This window comes from Roseovarius ramblicola (assembly GCF_042430665.1).
Taxonomy (GTDB): domain Bacteria; phylum Pseudomonadota; class Alphaproteobacteria; order Rhodobacterales; family Rhodobacteraceae; genus Roseovarius; species Roseovarius ramblicola.
The window spans coordinates 1-16,052 of record NZ_JBHMEC010000016.1 but is presented as its reverse complement, the minus strand read 5'-3'; the positions used below and the strand labels follow the sequence as shown (position 1 = coordinate 16,052).

Annotated in this window: 17 protein-coding genes and 3 pseudogenes; 16 read left to right on the top strand and 4 right to left on the bottom strand. The window is 61.9% G+C overall.

The genetic code is table 11. The features are described 5' to 3' along the window. Positions 1–67: 67 nt before the first annotated feature. Positions 68–352, bottom strand: a pseudogene (locus ACFFU4_RS10590) (transposase); the annotation flags it as partial. Positions 353–628: 276 nt separating this feature from the next. Between ACFFU4_RS10590 and ACFFU4_RS10585 the strand changes: the two are divergent. Both ACFFU4_RS10585 and ACFFU4_RS10580 read left to right on the top strand, forming a co-directional pair. Next, positions 629–877, top strand: a complete 249-nt coding sequence (locus ACFFU4_RS10585) for a glycine zipper 2TM domain-containing protein (protein ID WP_377069742.1) — start codon at positions 629–631, stop codon at positions 875–877. A gap of 224 nt (positions 878–1,101) precedes the next feature. Next, a pseudogene (locus ACFFU4_RS10580) lies at positions 1,102–2,327 on the top strand (IS256 family transposase). Between the two features lie 67 nt (positions 2,328–2,394). Here ACFFU4_RS10580 and ACFFU4_RS10575 read toward each other — a convergent pair. Beyond that, a pseudogene (locus ACFFU4_RS10575) lies at positions 2,395–2,852 on the bottom strand (IS5 family transposase); the annotation flags it as partial. Positions 2,853–3,290: 438 nt separating this feature from the next. On the opposite strand from ACFFU4_RS10575, the gene ACFFU4_RS10570 reads away from it, so the two are divergent. From ACFFU4_RS10570 to ACFFU4_RS10525, 10 genes are all read left to right on the top strand, one after another. Continuing rightward, a complete protein-coding gene (locus ACFFU4_RS10570; RefSeq protein ID WP_377069741.1) occupies positions 3,291–4,559 on the top strand; it encodes a site-specific integrase in 1,269 nt (422 codons plus the stop codon). Positions 4,560–4,811: 252 nt separating this feature from the next. Continuing rightward, positions 4,812–5,765 carry a hypothetical protein gene (locus ACFFU4_RS10565; RefSeq protein WP_377069740.1) on the top strand — a complete coding sequence of 318 codons (954 nt, stop codon included), beginning with the start codon at positions 4,812–4,814 and terminating at the stop codon, positions 5,763–5,765. Between the two features lie 124 nt (positions 5,766–5,889). Then, positions 5,890–6,183: a helix-turn-helix transcriptional regulator gene (locus ACFFU4_RS10560; protein WP_377069739.1), complete on the top strand. Its 294-nt coding sequence runs from the start codon at positions 5,890–5,892 to the stop codon at positions 6,181–6,183. After that, positions 6,180–6,857, top strand: coding sequence for a hypothetical protein (locus ACFFU4_RS10555; protein ID WP_377069738.1), 678 nt, complete (start codon positions 6,180–6,182; stop codon positions 6,855–6,857). The genes ACFFU4_RS10560 and ACFFU4_RS10555 overlap by 4 nt, the downstream gene beginning before the upstream one ends. Continuing rightward, a complete protein-coding gene (locus ACFFU4_RS10550; protein WP_377069737.1) occupies positions 6,854–7,753 on the top strand; it encodes a DUF7146 domain-containing protein in 900 nt (299 codons plus the stop codon). Before ACFFU4_RS10555 ends, ACFFU4_RS10550 begins: the two co-directional genes overlap by 4 nt. Next, a complete protein-coding gene (locus ACFFU4_RS10545) occupies positions 7,740–9,578 on the top strand; it encodes a DUF927 domain-containing protein (RefSeq protein ID WP_377069736.1) in 1,839 nt (612 codons plus the stop codon). Before ACFFU4_RS10550 ends, ACFFU4_RS10545 begins: the two co-directional genes overlap by 14 nt. Then, positions 9,568–9,852, top strand: a complete 285-nt coding sequence (locus ACFFU4_RS10540) for a hypothetical protein (protein WP_377069735.1) — start codon at positions 9,568–9,570, stop codon at positions 9,850–9,852. The genes ACFFU4_RS10545 and ACFFU4_RS10540 overlap by 11 nt, the downstream gene beginning before the upstream one ends. A gap of 23 nt (positions 9,853–9,875) precedes the next feature. Further along, entirely contained in the window at positions 9,876–10,313 is a 438-nt protein-coding gene (locus ACFFU4_RS10535) for a hypothetical protein (protein ID WP_377069734.1), read from the top strand. Between the two features lie 170 nt (positions 10,314–10,483). Beyond that, positions 10,484–11,149: a DUF6441 family protein gene (locus tag ACFFU4_RS10530; protein WP_377069733.1), complete on the top strand. Its 666-nt coding sequence runs from the start codon at positions 10,484–10,486 to the stop codon at positions 11,147–11,149. Between the two features lie 55 nt (positions 11,150–11,204). After that, positions 11,205–13,307, top strand: a complete 2,103-nt coding sequence (locus ACFFU4_RS10525) for a coiled-coil domain-containing protein (RefSeq protein ID WP_377069732.1) — start codon at positions 11,205–11,207, stop codon at positions 13,305–13,307. A gap of 243 nt (positions 13,308–13,550) precedes the next feature. Here ACFFU4_RS10525 and ACFFU4_RS10520 read toward each other — a convergent pair whose 3' ends face one another. Then, positions 13,551–13,769, bottom strand: a complete 219-nt coding sequence (locus tag ACFFU4_RS10520; protein WP_377069731.1) for a helix-turn-helix domain-containing protein — start codon at positions 13,767–13,769, stop codon at positions 13,551–13,553. A gap of 126 nt (positions 13,770–13,895) precedes the next feature. Beyond that, on the bottom strand, positions 13,896–14,126 hold the full coding sequence (locus ACFFU4_RS10515; RefSeq protein WP_377069730.1) for a helix-turn-helix domain-containing protein: 231 nt from the start codon (positions 14,124–14,126) through the stop codon (positions 13,896–13,898). A gap of 80 nt (positions 14,127–14,206) precedes the next feature. On the opposite strand from ACFFU4_RS10515, the gene ACFFU4_RS10510 reads away from it, so the two are divergent. The 4 genes from ACFFU4_RS10510 (at position 14,207) to ACFFU4_RS10495 (ending at position 15,836) form a co-directional block, all read left to right on the top strand. Next, on the top strand, positions 14,207–14,500 hold the full coding sequence (locus tag ACFFU4_RS10510) for a hypothetical protein (RefSeq protein ID WP_377069729.1): 294 nt from the start codon (positions 14,207–14,209) through the stop codon (positions 14,498–14,500). Beyond that, complete coding sequence (locus ACFFU4_RS10505; RefSeq protein WP_377069728.1) at positions 14,497–14,889, top strand: hypothetical protein; 393 nt, start codon at positions 14,497–14,499, stop codon at positions 14,887–14,889. Before ACFFU4_RS10510 ends, ACFFU4_RS10505 begins: the two co-directional genes overlap by 4 nt. Before the next feature lie 237 nt (positions 14,890–15,126). Next, the gene (locus tag ACFFU4_RS10500; RefSeq protein ID WP_377069727.1) at positions 15,127–15,429 is read left to right on the top strand and encodes a hypothetical protein; all 303 of its coding nucleotides are present in this window, start codon (positions 15,127–15,129) and stop codon (positions 15,427–15,429) included. A 107-nt stretch (positions 15,430–15,536) separates the two neighbouring features. Continuing rightward, the gene (locus ACFFU4_RS10495) at positions 15,537–15,836 is read left to right on the top strand and encodes an excisionase family DNA-binding protein (protein WP_377069726.1); all 300 of its coding nucleotides are present in this window, start codon (positions 15,537–15,539) and stop codon (positions 15,834–15,836) included. The last annotated feature ends 216 nt before the right edge of the window (positions 15,837–16,052 follow it).

Below are 16,052 nucleotides of genomic sequence, written 5' to 3'. Positions count from 1 at the left end.
CGATCAGCAGGTGCAAAGAGTAGCTTGATTTACGCCAGATCCTGTCCAAGAGACGGGGAGTAGCTCAGGTCGCGTCGATCATGGCCATCTTCTTCTCGCCGTATTCGGCGGCCAAGCCAACCATGATGCGTGCAAAGACCCCCTTGTCGCTCCATCGCTTCCAGCGGTTATACAGGGTCTTGTGCGGACCGTATTCCGCAGGCGCGTCGCGCCACCGCAACCCATTGCGATTGATGAAGATAATTCCGCTCAGCACACGCCGATCATCGACGCGCGGCTTGCCGTGGGACTTCGGGAAATAGGGCTCAAGACGGGCCATCTGCGCGTCGGTCAGCCAGAAGAGATCAGACATGTTCACCACTCGATTTTCGAACCGTGAATCACGCGACCCGGAGGAAATCAATGGGTCCTGAGCCTAGTGAGAAAGACCCGAACGCTGCGATTTGACAGTGGCAACTGTGCGGACAAAGCTGACCTCAGGGTCTGAGGCTCGAAAGGTGGCGAGATTCCGCTTGCTCAGAGCCGGGTGATTTTGTGGAATGGATTATGGGTGTTTATGCTTCATTTCAGGCAACTGCACCAAACTATGAAGGAGAGCGAAATGAGAGGGTGGATTACCGGGCTGGCTATGGCGTCATCACTCGTGCTGGCGGGATGCGATACCATGTCTCCCGGGGCGCGGACTGTTGCGGGCGCAGCAGGTGGAGCGGCAGCAGGACTGATTACGGCTGAAGCACTTGACGCTGATGACAACTGGCGCTTGATCGCCGCACTTGGTGGTGCGGCCGCAGGTACGGTGGTGGCACAGAACAGGCAAAACAACATGTGTGCCTACTCACGTGGAGACGGAACATATTACAGGGCGCCTTGCCGGTAAGGCACTTCCTTGATGGGTGTTTGCCCCCTTCAACTGAGAGCAGCCCAAGCCGACTAATCCAAGTCAATTGCCAGCGCGTGATCGACTTTGGCTTCATCAGATTGAAACATGAAGGACATCAGAAGGTCGTATCGCGAAGTTGGTGGAAATTTGAAGGTGGCGTAATCTCCGGGTGATCCTGAACCACCCAACCGGCGGCTGGCACCGCCAAAGGAGATCAGGCCATGAACCAGACTACAGACACCAGCGCGGTTTCGCTACTCGCTTGCGACGACGGCTTTGACCCGATCGAGGACCGACTGCGCGCGAATATCCGCAGCACCATCGAGACCGTTTTCAACGAAGAACTGGACAGCTTTCTCGGCCGCCTTCGCTACGGCCGAGAGGCCGGTGCGGCGAAGGGATATCGCCACGGCCACCGGGATCGGCAGATTACGGGGACATTCGGCACCGAGACGATCAGCGTTCCCCGGGCCCGTGTCGAGAACGAGGACGGCAAGGTGCGCGAATGGCGCTCGAAGGCGCTGCCGCGCTATCGGCGCCTGACGAAGACGGCCGAGGCGCTGATCGCATCCGTCTATCTCTCGGGCACCAACACGCGTCGGGTGAAGCGCGCGCTGTTCGCGTTGTTCAAGGGGGCCGTCAGCAAGGACGTGGTAAGCCGGGCGTGGCGCAAGGTGAAGTCGGACTGGGACGCATGGTGCGCGCGCAGCCTGGCCGACGAGGACATCGTGCGCGTGATCCTGGATGGAACGGTGATCAAGACGCGGGTCGACAAGAAGGTCACGAACATCTCGGCTCTGACGGCCATCGGTGTGCGCCGTAACGGGCAGAAGGTGTTGCTTTCCATCATGAATATGGGCGGCGAGAGTGCCGCGGCATGGCGCCAGTTCCTCGACGATCTCGATGCCCGCGAGCTGAAGCGCCCCGAGTTCGTGATCGTCGATGGCGCGCCGGGGCTGGAAGCTGCGCTGGTGGCGCTCTGGGGCGACGACCTGCCGATCCAGCGCTGCACCGTTCACAAGCATCGCAACCTTCTGGCCCATGCCCCAAAGCACACGCACGAGGAGCTGGGCAACGATTATCGCGACATGATCTATGCCGACACCGCAGCCGAGGTCGAGAAGCGGCGGAAGGCCTTCCTCCGCAAGTGGCGGCTGAAATGCAAGGCGGTCGCCGAAAGCCTGGAAGAGGCCGGGATCGGCTGTTCACCTTCACCCGGCTCGACCCGGCACAATGGAAGGCGGCGCGAACGACCAACGCCATCAAACGCCTGAACGAGGAATTCCGTCGTCGCATCAAGAGCCAAACCGTGCTGCCCTGCGCGGAAACCGTGCCGATGCTGCTATGGGCCCTGTTGGCCTCCGGTCAGATCACCATGCGCAAGGTCGACGGATGGCAGACCCTCGACAAACCGGTCGAGCCAATGACCCTTGACCTCGCGGCCTGATCAGGCGCAAATTCACCCCGCTCGGAGAAAGCCGCCGGAGAATTTCCACCAATTTCGAGACACCACCGCCAATGTAGTCGCTGACCTGTCCAGCGGTGACAAAGAGGTCAAGCGGACGTCCCTGGCTGTCGCAGATGGCGTGCAGCTTGGTGTTCATGCCGCCCTTGGTGCGCCCGATCAGGCGGCCACGCCCCCCTTTTTCGCGGCCAGGCTGGTCGCGGTCCGGTGGGCCTTGAGGTAGGCCGCGTCGATCATGGCCATCTTCTTCTCGCCGTATTCGGCGGCCAAGCCAACCATGATGCGTGCAAAGACCCCCTTGTCGCTCCATCGCTTCCAGCGGTTATACAGGGTCTTGTGCGGACCGTATTCCGCAGGCGCGTCGCGCCACCGCAACCCATTGCGATTGATGAAGATAATTCCGCTCAGCACACGCCGATCATCGACGCGCGGCTTGCCGTGGGACTTCAGGAAATAGGGCTCAAGACGGGCCATCTGCGCGTCGGTCAGCCAGAAGAGATCAGACATGTTCACCACTCGATTTTCGAACCGTGAATCACGCGACCAGGAGGAAATCAATGGGTCCTGAGCCTAGGGTCTCAACGTCCTGCTTGCACATCATGATCTGGACCCGCTGAGGTGCGGGGGTAGGTCAGGCTGAATCACACGACGCGACATTGATCAAGAATGTTGAGCCTAAAACGAGCCTAAGCCAACTTTCAGTTCTGTCTAAGCTTTTGATTTCAGTGGTGAGCCGTGCAGGATTCGAACCTGCGACCCACTGATTAAAAGTCTCTGGAAGCCCTCATATCCCCGGCTTGCGCCGTGCCGCATGGTGTTTCACTGTGCCTTGTTTTATTGGAATATTCAGGGCACTATCGCTGCATGCCATATCATGGTGTTTCGCCTCATGTGTGTGCCAGGTGTGTGCCACGTGTGTGCCACGTGTGTGCCAGAGGGGCCTTCATGCCTAGGATCAAGATCAAGAAATCTTCTGTCGATGCCCTTGAGGTCACGGGCAAACGGTACACCGCGACCGACACGGAAATTGCGGGCTTCTGCGTGCGCGTTTCTGCTGCTGGCCGGAAAGATTACGGCTACCGGTACCGTGCCGGCGGCGGGCGGAATGGACGGCCGCGGTGGTACTCGATCGGCACGCATGGCGCGATCACCCCGGATCAAGCGCGCGAGATTGCTCGGAGCCTCGCGGCTGACGTGGCGCGCGGCGGTGATCCGGCGGCGGATCGCCAGGCTCACCGTGAGGCGCCAACGGTGAGTGAGCTGCTCGACCTCTACCTGGTCGACCACGTGCAGAAGAAAAATAAGCCCGCCACAGCGAAGAATGTCCGCCAGCTTATCGAGGGCGTTGTCAGGCCCCGGCTAGGCGCGTTGAAGGTGGCAGACTTGACCGTTGGCGACGTGGCGCGGTTCCACAATGCCAACTCGGGTACCCCGTACCAGGCAAACCGCGCCTTGGCGGCGCTGTCCAAGGCGCTGTCCATGGCCGAGATTTGGGGATACCGCCCCGCTGGCACGAACCCCTGTCCGAAGGTGGAAAGGTTTCGGGAGCGATCGCGCGAGCGTTTCCTGAGCGTCGCCGAATTTCAGCGGCTTGGCGAGGTTCTGGCCGAGGCCGAGCGCGCGCCGCTCGTGCTGGTGGGGCGCGATGGACGGCAGAGGTTGCGACATGTGAACCCTGAGGCCATCCGCGCCTTCCGGCTGTTGATCTTCACCGGCGCGCGCGTTGGCGAGATTCTCTCGCTTCGCTGGGAGTACATCGATCTCGCCTCCGGCCGCGCGCGATTGCCGGACTCCAAGACCGGCGCGAAGGTCCTGCAGTTGCCGCCGCCCGCGCTTGAGGTGCTAAACGGAGTTCTGGCCGATGATCGGCCCGCGACGGGGTATGTCCTTCGCGGCGGGAAGGGGGAAGATGCCGAACGCGGTCTGGTCAACCTCAAGGGGCCGTGGTCTGTCGTCAGGGAAGCGGCGGGCCTCGATGGTGTTCGGCTGCACGATCTCAGGCACGCCTTTGCGTCCGTAGCAGTCGAGCGCGGTCTCAGCCTCGCAATGATCGGCAAGCTTCTCGGCCATCGCGAGACCCGGACCACGGCGCGATACGCGCACCTTGCGGACGATCCGCAAAGGGCCGCGGCGACGGATGTTGCCAGTCAGATCGCCATGGCGATGAGAAACGAGGGCGGCGTCGTGATCAGCCTGAAGAAGGGGGGCGGATAGCATGGCAGAGCCGCGCTGCATTCCCGTGCCCAGGGGGGGTATTCTGCCCCGTTTTGCTGTCTCTCCCTTGCTCGAAATTCGCTGTTACTCTGTAACTTTGTTACCTTTCGCCGCAAGGCTCTGAGTTGGAACGAAAAAACAGGTAACGAAATGAGGCTTAACGCGTAACAGGGCTATCCGTGTCCTGTAACATCGCCTGCCGGTGAGCCCGCCACGCAGGTGCCCAGGAAACCCGGCGGGCAGAGGTTGTGCGTGGCGATGAAAGAGCCGGAGAGACGCTCGATTCCCCTTAACGATCATGGTCTTGCACTACTTGGCGAGGCGCTTGCCCTTTGGCCAGGATCAGGCGAGGCGGTGGGTGGCATAAGGGCTGCTCAGGCTGTTCTCGGCTTCCCGGTACGTGTCACAGATCCCGCCGATCCGGAGTTTTTTTGGCAAGGTGAGTGGTGTTGTGCGCCCGAGATTGTAACGGCCAGAGCGTTCGCGTGGGAACGGCAGGATTTCGATGATTTTCCGGCGCTGCGGGCCTACACCACCAAAGACTTGCCGGATTATGCGCGGTATCTGGACCAGGTCACGCCGATTGCAACGCGACCCGCGCGGCCAGTCGATGACCTTATGAAGTCGCTCGATCGCTGGTTTGAGCGCGAGGTCGAGAAGCGAACGGGGATTCGTGTGGGACTGGGCACCAAGCCGATCCGTTGGGGCGATAACTACTACAGAGAGATGGTATATCAGCGGGACATTGCTCCGCCGAAGAAGCGAGGCAGGAAGAAGGGTGATAGCGGATACAGGGATGGCCTCATCGAGGCGGCTATGATGGTGGAAATCATGATTTGCGAAGACGAGCACCGTTATAAGATTCAAGTCGAGGAATGGAAGGCCGCCAGACGACGAGGTGAGAGCCCAACCGCACCCAAGCCCGAGATCGACGAGGTTGAAGCCTGCAGGCGTGTAGTGCGCACCGTCGGCTGGGTTTCCGCAGATCAACTGCTCGTTTGCGAAGATGAGAACGGGGATCCAATTCGATGTGAGGACGGAAGCCCCTTGGAAGAGACCAGGATTGCCATCAAACCTGAGCGTTGCAGGGAGGCGGACAACGATGAGGGGATTACAGAAGACGGGAAAACACTCTTCGAGATCGCTACCACACGACTAGTCAAGTACAGGAGAAGAAATAAAAAGCGTTATGAGTCAACCTCCTGACTGAATTCCGTGCCGAGTTGCCCAGGTTGCAACAAGGGGCCGTAATTAAAATGTTTTTCAGTACCGTGATGCAACACGGCAGTTCCTCCAAGGTCGAGACATCGCAAACCTTGGAGATCAACCGATGGAAAAATCACCCACCACAACCCTGCCGCCCGAGGCGGTGACGGCCGGCGATGAGAGCGCGCGGACGGCGAAATCGGCGAGCGAATTCCTGCTGCCCGATCGCCTGCTGAGCCGCGCCGAGGTCGAACAGCATTTCGGCATTTCGAAGCGCTTCCTAGAGGTCGCGGCAGTGCGCGGCGGCGGGCCACGCTTTGCCCGCATCGGGCGTTCTGTCCGGTACCAAGTCTCGGAGCTTCGCCGCTGGATCGAAGAGAACAGCGTGAGCAGCACCTCGCAGGAGGTAGGCCAATGACCGCGCCGCTGACCGACCGTTTGGCGGCGGCATTCCGCAAGCCCGACGAGACAACGTCCGAGAAGCTCTTTCCCCTGCGCGAAGAGCTGGCGCAGGAGGTCGAGCGCATCGCCACCGTTGCTGCCGATGCTGAAAATGCTGCCCTCGATCCTGCGTTGGGTTCAGCGGAAGCGGCACAGCGCCAGAAAGAGGCGACCGATCTGGCCTTCGAGACCCGCCGCCTCAGGAATGCCCTTGGCCGCCTGGGCGAGCTCATCGAAGAGCGGGAAGCGGCCGAAAGGGAGGCCGAGCGATACAACGCATACCTCGAAGCGAAGACGCTGCGCGACAGGGCGGCTACGGAGATCGAGAAGCGATACCCGGCTGTCCAGAAGACGCTGGCCAAGCTTCAGCAGGATATCGGGCGGGCGCGGCTCAAGGTGCATGCGGTCAACGCGGCGTTGCCCGATGGGCACAAGCCCCTGGACATGCCCGAGGCCGTCGCCTTTGACTACCCGGACTCACCGGCGGGCCACGTTCACGGCCCCCGCCCGGCACAGATCGCGGAGATGCTCGTGCCCGACCTGAACAACTGGGCCTGCCCGGTGTGGCCGCCCCAGTGGAACGGTCAGTCTCCGGGGCGGATCAGCGAGCAGGTTCTCGACGGGCTTTTCGCCCGCGGCAACAAGAAATGACAGAGGCGGCGAGGATCACCGCCGCGCTTGGCGGCGAGTGGCGTGGCGGGCAAGGGCTTGCACCTTGCCCGATCTGCCAGCCCGAGGGGCGACGGGATCAGCGCGCCCTGTCAATATCGGAGAAGTCCGGTCGGCCGGTGATGTACTGCCACAAGAGCGGGTGCGCGGTTTTCCAGGAATTGATGTCCAAGGGCATTGTCGAGCGCACGGAACGGCATGATCCCGACGCGATCTACCTGCAGCATCGCAAGGAGCGTGCACGCGAGCGTGAGCGGACCAACTATGCCAATCAGATATTCAATGAGGCCATCTGTGCGGAAGGCACGCCCGTTGAGACCTACTTGCGGTCGCGCGGCCTCGATGGGCTCAAGCTGCGCAACATGCGCAGAACCCTGCGGTTCCATCCGGAGCTGAAGCATGGACCCAGCGGCCTTGTCCTACCGGCCATGCTGGCGCGCATTCGCGAGGTCAAAGGGTTCCCGATCGGCCTGCACCGCACCTTCCTTCGCGAAGACGGCCAAGCGAAAGCGGATGTCACCCCGAACAAGATGATGCTCGGGAGCTCGGCCGGGGGGGCCGTCCGATTTGGAAAGGACGCCAAACTGCTCGTGATCGCAGAGGGCATAGAGACCACGCTGAGCCTGTGCCGCGCGGCGCGTGTCACATGCTGGGCTGCGTTGAGTTCGAGCGGATTGAAAGGGCTTGTGCTGCCGCCGCTGCCTGCCGGTGAATCGGTTATCATTGCTGCGGATCACGACAGCGCGGGCATGTCTGCCGCCGCGGCCCTGGCGGATCGCCTGGAGGCTGAAGGCAGAGGCGTGTCGATCATCAAGCCGCCCCGCCCCGGCATGGATTTCAACGACGTATTGATGGGGCGGGACGATGGGTGTGAATGAGGTGAAAAGCGCGGTGAATCAGGCGACGAACGAGGCCCGCAAGAAACACAACCGCCCGGCCTCGCGGTCCTATTTCCGGGTAAACCGTGGCTATGTCGAACGTCAGATCACTTCGGAGACCGAAGACGGCAAGGCGCGCAAGAAATGGGTGCCGTTCATCACCGAGCTGCGTGTCGAGGCCGTGACGAGGAACGCGGACGGGCAGGCATGGGGGCGCTTGCTAACCGTGGTCGATCGGGACGGACGTGAACACGCATACCCGATGCCATCTGCCTTGCTGGCCAATGATTGTAGCGAGCTGCGCGCGACGCTCATGGGGCTCGGCCTCGAGCCCGCGCCCGGCGCAGATCAAAGGAAATGGAAAGATTGGCTTCGTGACTACATCCTGTCGGCGGAGCCCGCCGAGCGCGCGCGGTGTGTTGATCGGGTGGGGTGGCACGGCAGCTGCTTTGTTCTGCCCGATGAGACGATCGGGGAGTCCGATACCACCGAGCGCGTGATCCTGCAGAGCGAGTCCCGCGTCGATCACTCTTTCGGGGTGGCCGGTTCACTCGATGGCTGGAAGGCGGATGTGGCCTCTCGTGCTGTAGGGAATTCGAGGCTCATGCTTTTCCTGTCTGCGGCTTTCGCATCGCCGCTAATTTCCATCACCGGCGATGAAGGCGGCGGCATTCATCTGCGGGGCGGCTCTTCGCTCGGGAAGAGCACCGCCCTCGTGCTCGCCGGATCAGTCTGGGGCGGGGGTGCACCACAAGGCTACGTCAGAAACTGGCGCACAACCGACAACGGCCTTGAAGCCGTCGCAGGGCTTCATAACGCAACCCTGCTTTGCCTCGATGAACTATCTCAAGTCGAGCCGCGTGCCGCCGCTGCCGGCGCCTATATGCTCGCCAACGGACAAGGCAAGTCACGCGCAGGCAGGGAAGGCCAGGCGCGGCGGGCGCAGGAATGGAGGCTGCTATTCGGCAGCACGGGCGAGATTGGCCTAGCAGACAAAATCCGGGAAGGTGGTGGCCAGATCGCGGCGGGCATGGAGGTTCGTGTAATCGACCTTCGTGCGGATGCCGGTACCGGTCTCGGACTCTTTGAGGATCTTCACGGCGCGCCGGACGCCGCGACCTTTGCGCAAGAGATCAAGGCCGCCGCCAATAGTCAATACGGTCACCCAGCCCGAGAATTCCTCCGCATACTTTCGGATGATCTCCAGGACGTGAAGGAAAACCTTGAGAAGCTGCGCCGAAGCTTCGTCGGCGCCGCCTTGACGGGGCCTGCGGACGGGCAGGTGCGGCGGGTGGCTGACAGGTTCGGCCTGGTGGCCGCCGCCGGTGAGTTGGCGACGAATGTGGGAATAACAGGCTGGCCGCCGGGCGAGGCTGTAGAAGCCGCCCTTACGTGCTTTCACGATTGGCTGACAGAACGCGGCGGCACCGGATCGAGCGAGGTTGCCTCGGCCCGCCAGCGCCTCGCGGAGGCGTTGGAGAACTACGGGGCCTCTCGCTTTCAGAAGTGGCACGTCAATGCCGATCGGGCTGTCATCACCCCACGCTGGGGCTTTGTGAAGGTGCAGGACGAATATGGCGAACCTCTGCCGGAGTACGAGTTTTTCCTCACGACGACTGCCATCAGGGAAATACTGGCCGGTCTGGATTTTCGGGCGATCTGTGCGGCGCTTGTCGATCAAGGGGTGATTGTCAGCCAGGGACCAAAGGAAGAGGCGAACAAGGTTCACTACGTGCCGAATGGGGGTGTTCGGGTGCGCCTGTACCAGCTTGACGCTGCCAAGCTCGGCGGCGTGCGGAGCACGGGGGCTCGTGATGGGGGGTAAGTCGGCACCGGATTGGTCCGCGCTCGCGGGTGTGTTCGGCGGACTTCGTCAGACCGAGGACAGGGCGAAGGCATTGGCCCGCGATCTTGCGGAAGAACGTGCGGCGATCCTCGAGTATGAAGGGGGTTTCTCGCGGCGAGAGGCTGAGGCCGCCGCCTCCGATACATGGGGCGTGATGATCGGGTGTGGTGGCTTGAGCGGCGATGCCATGCCTGATGGCAAGGATTCGAATGACCCGAATTCACGTTCTCCTACCCCGCCCGAATGCACCTGAGGAAAACTGGAAGGAAACGCGGTATGGAACGGACGACGAAAGCGCAGCGGCGCAACTTTGCCAAACTGGTGCGGGAGACGGCTGAGCAATGCGCCGCCCGTTGCTGGAATTATGGCGATGACGGCACTCGTGAGCCTGTGGCTCACCCCAAGGCCAGAGGGGCCCTGGTGCGCGCCTTCGCGCGGATGTTTGAAGACGGTGGTGTGTGCAAGGTACTGAAGCTCTCTCGCAGGGAAGCCTTGGCCTTCCCCGGTCAGGAAGCTTGCGACCTGCCGGACCATGCGAGCCCTTGGCTCGCGGTCGGGATGGACGCAAGCAATCACCCTACATACTCGCTGCGATGGCTCAGTTTGTCGTTTGGCGATCAATTAACCGACAGGGCGGTTGCCGAAGCCATGATGCTCTCTGAGCTCTACCAGCAGATCAGATTCTCGGGCCTACCACCTTCGAACCGGGCGTGATGTCGAATGTCGATTACGAATGATTTCCGCAACCACCTTTGCCACTGTATGTGGTGAAAATCACTAAATAATGGAGTTGGTTTGATTTTTTTCACTACATATAATGCCTTTTCTGGTATCGTTCTTGTGGATGTCCGACCCGAACGACTTGACGACGTAGGAGATAGGTTGTGGCAAAACTGAGAAACTCCGTCGAGATCGAGGGGTCACCCGTTCAGATCATGCGGGATGAGGCGGTACTGTGGGAAACCTCGGTTACTGTCGCCGTTGCTGAGACAACGGAGGCGATCAAGAGGGATTGGCGTGGGCAAATCCGCGCCGCGGGGCTTGGGAACAGACTGGCAGGCACCGTCAGGTCAGTTGTCGAGCCGGAAAGGGCTGTGAGCGCATCAGCCTCGGGGCTTGTTTACAGCCTCGCTGACGACATCCTTGCCGGGCATGAGGATGGCAGTCTGATCGCCGCACAGGACTGCGTTTTCCTTGCAATACCTATGCCTGCCGCCCGGCAGAGACTTCCCAGCGGAGGTGCGCCAACACCGCAAGAGTTTGCCAAAGCAAGAGGCATTGAGCTGCGGCTCGTTCGGACCCCAAACGGTCTTTTTCTGGTAGGTGAAGGGCGCCTGACGAAGCGAAAGCGCGCGCCCGGGTTTGCCCGCGCCAAGAAAAAACTACGGTTGAAGAATGGTCGGTTTGGCTCGGGTGCCGCCACGATTTTTCTCTTTCAACTGGTCCGCCAGGTTCAACTTCCCAAGCGACTAAATCTGCGATCTTCGGCCCGAGTGATAGCCGGGCGGCTCGATAACCAGATTGTCGCAACTTACCGGCGGCTCGAATGAGCCCAAGTAACAAAGACATCACTTCAGACGGGCAAAGCGACGATCGGAGATAGCAATGGCGGAACGTCAAGTAACAATCAGGGTAAAGGCTGACGGGAGCAATGTGGTGCAGACCTTCCGTCTCATGGGCAAAGAAGGTCGGCGCGCCTTGGGGGAGATCAAGGGGGCAGCGACTGGGCAGAAGCTGTCTTTTGATGACCTGAATAGAACCTATCGCAAGACGACAGGCGCCGCGAACAACTTTGCCAGCGGGTCCCGGAACGTCGCGCTTCAGCTCAGCCAGGTGGGCCAGCAGACGATCGCCACGGGCAACTTCATGCAGTCGCTGGCGATCCAGTTGCCCGACCTGGCGCTCGGGTTCGGCACGGTGGGGATCGCGGCGGGCGTGGTGGCCGGCGTGGCGCTGCCGCTGGTGGCGAACGCGCTATTCGACACCGAGGACAAGGGCAAGGCACTCAAGGACCAGCTCAAGGAGCTGGACGCCGCGACAAAGAGCTACCAAGGCGCGGTCGAGCGGCTGCGCAGCCCGCTCACCGACCTGCGCGAGGAGTTCGGTGAGAACGCCAATGCGGCGCGGGCACTGTTCGATATCCAACGGCGCCGCGCGCAGATCAACGTATTCACGGGGCTGGCCGACACCCGCCAATCCCTGGCAGCGCAGATCGGCGCATCGACGGGGGTGCTGGCAGAGGATGTTCGCCAAGCGGCAGCAGAGATCGAGCGCGTCGAAAAGCGGCTCGCTGAAATCCGGTCTGGCAATGACGATCCGTCCAACCCGCTTGAGGGCGTGTTGCTCATGGATGATCTCGACCAGCTCGGCGATATCGTCGAGAGGATTCGCGAGGTTCGCGAGGAAATGGGAATTTCCACGCAACAGGCGGGGGAGCTTGTGGCACAGTTCGCCGAAATCAATAAAACCGCACCGCCGCAAGATCAGTTGGACGCTGTAAGGCAACTCACCGAGCTCTATTTCGAAGCGGCCTCGGCAAACGGCGAGCTCACCGATGAAGAGAACGCTACGCTCGATGTTTTGGAAAAGTTGCAGACCGCCCTCTTAAAGGTAATCGCTGGCACCGACCAGGTGACCTCGAACACCGGGGACGGCGCACGCAACGCGCGTGAGATGGCCGACGAGATGACCCGCGCCGCCAGCGAGGCGCTGCGCTTCGTGGGTAATCTCGGCACGCGCAGCCTGGTCGGGCTGCGGGCCGAGGTCGCGGCGCTGCAGGGGGGCGGGAGCCGCGTGGCGGGGCAGGTGGCCCGGCGCGAGGCGGATATCCGCGCCTCGGGGGGGTTCCAGGCCGCGATGCAGGGGCCGGAGGGGCTGCGCCGCCAGGCCATCGAGGGGCTGCAGCGCGAGCTGCAGCTCACCCGGGAGGCGGCGCAACTGGACGAGCGCCGGGCCGAGGCTCTGCGCGACCTCAACGAGACGCGCGCGGGCGGTGGCGCAGCGCGCTCGCTGTCCGAGCTCAACCAGGCGGCGCGGCAGACCGACGCGATCATCCGGCAGGCGCAGCAGGCCGCCGTAGGCTATTCCGACGTGGTGGCGATGCTCGACGAGGCACTGCGCGCGGGCAAGATCAGCCAGGAGGATTACAACCGCGCGCTGGAGATCGCGCGCGACCGCTTCTCCAAGGTGGGCGATGGCGCGCGCGGCGCGCAGGACGAGTTCAAGGCGTTCGCGCGCTCCGCGCTCACGGATATCGACAATATCGGGGATGCGCTCGACCAGCTGGAAAATCGCTTCATTTCGCGTGGGATCGACGGGATCCTCGACGGCATTTTTCCCAGCGGCAAGTCCGGCGGCGGCAAGGGGCTGCTGGGTCTCGGCGGCTTTCTCGGCTTCCTCGACAGCGGCGGGCCGATCCGCGCGGGCGAGTACGCTGTGGTGGGCGAGCGCCGCCCGGAGATTGTCACCGGCCCCGCGAACGTCATCGGCGGCGCGGACACGGCGCGGATGATGGGCGGGGGGCAGGTGTCGGTGCCTATCGAAGTCAACATCCAGAAGGGCGCAGAGCGGGACGGCGTGAGCCGCCGTCGCGGTCCGAACGGGCAGGAGATCATCGATATCGCTGTCTCCGACTCCATAAGCGGCGGGCGTCAGGACGGGGCGCTGTCGCAGCGGTTTGGCACACAGACGAAAACGGTACGGCGATGAGCATTCCCTACTGGCCCACGGCCCTGCCTCAATCTCCCGCTATCGACGCGGAGTTCGCGCCAAAGGACGTGCGCGCGATCAGGGGTCCAGCATGAGCCGAACGCTGAGGCGAAATTTCGACCTCCGCCCGACGACGAGGGGGCGTTGACATGCCGACATGGCCCGCCGCCGTAGGGGTCGATGAAGTCGACTGCAGATATGCTGGGAAGATGAGATGTCCTCAGCCCGCGTCCGTGGCCATCGTCACCATCCGTCCGCTTCAAAGAGCGCATCGCAAGAATTTTCGTAGCCCGGCCCGTCGAGCGAATCCGCGAACGCATCCAAATCCCTGACGTCGTATAGACGGTTTCTGCCGAGCTGCCTGGTGGGAATGTCCAGCGTGCGCAGCTTGGACGCTGATATCCCAAGGTAGAATGCCGCCGCATCCGCCTTCATCAAGCGGGGCGTGAAATGGTAGGCCAACTACATATCCTCACGTGCAGGCATGTTCGCTCGGATAGAGCCGCAGATTGCCGGATCGAGTCAACGGTATCATCGAACACCCGGAATTGGGGGAGTGGCTCAATAGGGCGGGCTGAGCCTGCCTGCCTAATCCCCGCCGCGCAGGCGCACGCCCGGCCCTCCGCCGTTGGGGTCGATGAATTCGACCCCGGCTTTTGTCAACGCCTGCCGGATAGCGGTGATGGAGGGCGCCGCGACCTGTCTGCGCTCTTTCTCAAAATCGACCACGGTGGACAAGCTCACGCCCGCCCTCTCAGCCAAGTTGCCTTGCGTGATTCCGATCAATGCGCGCGCTGCGCGGGCTTGTGCTGGGTTCATATCCACAAAAATTGTTGACTGCGTTCGGTGCTATCTCTATCCACATTAATTGTTGATACCTGAAACAGGAGCCACAGACAATGAGCTATATCGTACATCAGATGTTCGGGTCATCGGATCCGGACAAGCTTGACGAAATCACCGACAAGGCGAACCAACTCCATCATCTGGCAAAGATCGGTATCGCTGCGCAGGAAAACACCGAGACCATGGTCAACAGCGAGGCGGCATTCTGCGCCCTGTTCGAGGTCATGGGCCGGTTGGCGGATGAAATTCATACCGATCTTTTCGATCTGGACGATACCACGCCCGATTTTCGCAAGGCGTTTCACGTCATTCAGGCGCAAGCCGAAACTCCGGAGGTGGCCCAATGAGCGAATCCATCAAGAGCACATCGAAACCGGCAGACACTGCCACGCCCGGCACCTTGCCGGAGTGGTGGGAAGAGGTGGCTACGCCCGGCGCGATGGGTGATCCCGAATTCTGTCCGCCTTGGGAAGACACGCCGCTTTCGCGTGAGATCGCGATCAAGCTTGATGAGCTTCACAAGCTATTCCTCGAAGCCGCGCCGGAAGGCACCCACACGCTTCAAGATTTCCGGTTTCGCTGGATCGATGGCGTGCCGCACAACTTGTTCGTTATCGCCCGGGCCGGGAAGCACGGCGCGCGCCTGTACGTCTTTCGCCCGGAGTTCGGGTGGCTCGACAGAACGCCTCAGATGGTCGAGTATCCAGATCACGTTCGGGAAAAACTGCAGAAGTGAAACCATGAGTGAACGAGTGACGATCACGGCGGCGGCGGGCAAGCTGGGTGTCAACAAGTCCACGATTTCACGCTGGGTTGCGAAACACCCCGCTCTTCGCGACGAGGATGGCCTTGTTGATCCCGAAGAGCTGCGTGCGCATCGCGACCAGGTCGTTGACCCGAGGCTGCAGACCCGTGGAGCCCACGCATCCGAAGCAAGGGACGGATCATCTACGGGAGCCTCGGGGTAGCCAGCTTGAACGATGCGCGTCAACGGACAGAGCGGGCCAGGGCGGAAATTGCGGAGCTTGATCTGCTGAAAAGGCTTGGCCTGACACTTGAGCGCGAAAAAGTAGAGGCATCGCTAGTTGAGGCAGCCGAGATACTTAAAGCTGAGGCAATGCAGGTGCCGAAGGACCAGGCCGAGCGGCTGGCGGCGATCGACGATAACAGAGCCATGGAAGTGGAGCTGTGCAAAATCATGACCGATCTCATGGAAACGACGGCGCGTGCTCTCAAGCGTGCCGCAGAGACCGATTGTGCGTCGAACGGAGCGTGAGCCGCTGGAAAGGATGGGGCGTCAATTTCCAAACGACCGCCATCCCGGCATCTGTTTGTCTGCCGTTGGCCCGAAGCTGTCTGTGGCGAAAAGCTAGAAGGAATGACATGCGTAAGGATCAACGCCCTGTCACCCCGGCCATGCTGGCTGAACGCTGGCAGTGCAGCGCCGAGACAATCCGGCAGATGGTCCATCGGCAGGAGCTGCGCGCGTTTCGTGTCGGGCGGATGATCCGAATCCCGTGGGACGCGGTAGAGGAAATCGAATGCCAGACATCACAATCGGACGATTGCGAGGCTGGTCCTGTGCCGCGTGGGACGATCCCGGCACATGGCGACGGAGGCGCCATCACCGTTAGGCACGCACTTGACAGGAGGCGGAATTCTGGGCCCGAGACCGATACCTGAAAGATGCTCGCCCTGCCCTGCCCCTCCCTCGCGCTGTGGAGCCCGTGCCCGGCCAACTGGTCACGTGATCCCGCCGCCGGTGCCGTCGCCCTCACCGCCTCGATGCTGGCGCTGCCCTTGATCCGTTGTCCCCGCCTCGATCGCGGCGATCCGCCCAGGGCCGGGCGCGGTGGTGCTGGTCCCGGTGCCGACCGGCTGGCCACTGCCTGGCCGGGC

Excerpts from the sequence above, each read along its gene's own strand:
- ACFFU4_RS10510 (WP_377069729.1), top strand. The coding sequence starts at position 14,207 with ATGAGCTATATCGTACATCAGATGTTCGGGTCATCGGATCCGGACAAG.
- ACFFU4_RS10570 (WP_377069741.1), top strand. The coding sequence starts at position 3,291 with ATGCCTAGGATCAAGATCAAGAAATCTTCTGTCGATGCCCTTGAGGTC.
- ACFFU4_RS10585 (WP_377069742.1), top strand. The coding sequence starts at position 629 with ATGGCGTCATCACTCGTGCTGGCGGGATGCGATACCATGTCTCCCGGG.
- ACFFU4_RS10540 (WP_377069735.1), top strand. The coding sequence starts at position 9,568 with ATGGGGGGTAAGTCGGCACCGGATTGGTCCGCGCTCGCGGGTGTGTTC.
- ACFFU4_RS10505 (WP_377069728.1), top strand. The coding sequence starts at position 14,497 with ATGAGCGAATCCATCAAGAGCACATCGAAACCGGCAGACACTGCCACG.
- ACFFU4_RS10545 (WP_377069736.1), top strand. The coding sequence starts at position 7,740 with ATGGGTGTGAATGAGGTGAAAAGCGCGGTGAATCAGGCGACGAACGAG.
- ACFFU4_RS10515 (WP_377069730.1), bottom strand. The coding sequence starts at position 14,126 with ATGAACCCAGCACAAGCCCGCGCAGCGCGCGCATTGATCGGAATCACG.
- ACFFU4_RS10555 (WP_377069738.1), top strand. The coding sequence starts at position 6,180 with ATGACCGCGCCGCTGACCGACCGTTTGGCGGCGGCATTCCGCAAGCCC.
- ACFFU4_RS10550 (WP_377069737.1), top strand. The coding sequence starts at position 6,854 with ATGACAGAGGCGGCGAGGATCACCGCCGCGCTTGGCGGCGAGTGGCGT.
- ACFFU4_RS10535 (WP_377069734.1), top strand. The coding sequence starts at position 9,876 with ATGGAACGGACGACGAAAGCGCAGCGGCGCAACTTTGCCAAACTGGTG.
- ACFFU4_RS10525 (WP_377069732.1), top strand. The coding sequence starts at position 11,205 with ATGGCGGAACGTCAAGTAACAATCAGGGTAAAGGCTGACGGGAGCAAT.
- ACFFU4_RS10495 (WP_377069726.1), top strand. The coding sequence starts at position 15,537 with ATGCGTAAGGATCAACGCCCTGTCACCCCGGCCATGCTGGCTGAACGC.
- ACFFU4_RS10560 (WP_377069739.1), top strand. The coding sequence starts at position 5,890 with ATGGAAAAATCACCCACCACAACCCTGCCGCCCGAGGCGGTGACGGCC.